Below are 463 nucleotides of genomic sequence, written 5' to 3' on the forward strand. Positions count from 1 at the left end.
AAGAATGAATACAAGCACCATGGTTTAGAAGATCTTCGGCAATATGTATATATCCTTTCTTAGCAGCAATATGAAGAGGGGTTATACTATCTTCCCCTTTAACATCAACATTAGCTCTATATTTTAAAAGATGCTCAACAATTTGTAAACATCCTATCTCAACTGCAACATGAAGTGGACTTATACCATCATTGTCTCTGGCATTAACATTACTCTATGCTCTAAAAGTAATTCAGTAACTTCCATTTTCTTATTCACATCAATTAATAACGCCAAATTTATTTTCCTTTGTTTCCAATTAGTTCTTGCCATTTTCAGCCAGTTCCAGATTCGTGCTGGGTCTTCTTCCGACTTCTCAATGTCAAACTCTAACTTCCATAAACGATGTTCTTCACCTTAATGATTTCGCAAATGCTTTTCTTACCTACATGTTGACGTGCTCATTTGTAACAAATGTTTCCTG

General features: G+C 34.8%; 2 protein-coding genes. Both read right to left on the bottom strand.

The features are described 5' to 3' along the window. On the bottom strand, nucleotides 1-184 hold a 184-nt coding region (locus tag AB6N09_RS05665), incomplete at its 3' end, for an ankyrin repeat domain-containing protein (protein WP_411131952.1). Next, nucleotides 181-312 carry a hypothetical protein gene (locus tag AB6N09_RS05670; RefSeq protein ID WP_411131951.1) on the bottom strand — a complete coding sequence of 44 codons (132 nt, stop codon included), beginning with the start codon at nucleotides 310-312 and terminating at the stop codon, nucleotides 181-183. The genes AB6N09_RS05670 and AB6N09_RS05665, both read right to left, overlap by 4 nt. Nucleotides 313-463: the final 151 nt, after the last annotated feature.

Origin of the sequence: Wolbachia endosymbiont of Tettigetta isshikii, from assembly GCF_041154185.1 — a bacterium.
GTDB lineage: Bacteria > Pseudomonadota > Alphaproteobacteria > Rickettsiales > Anaplasmataceae > Wolbachia.

What these genes read in the sequence shown, in the direction of transcription:
- AB6N09_RS05670 (WP_411131951.1), bottom strand. Translation starts at nt 312, where the DNA reads ATGGCAAGAACTAATTGGAAACAAAGGAAAATAAATTTGGCGTTATTA.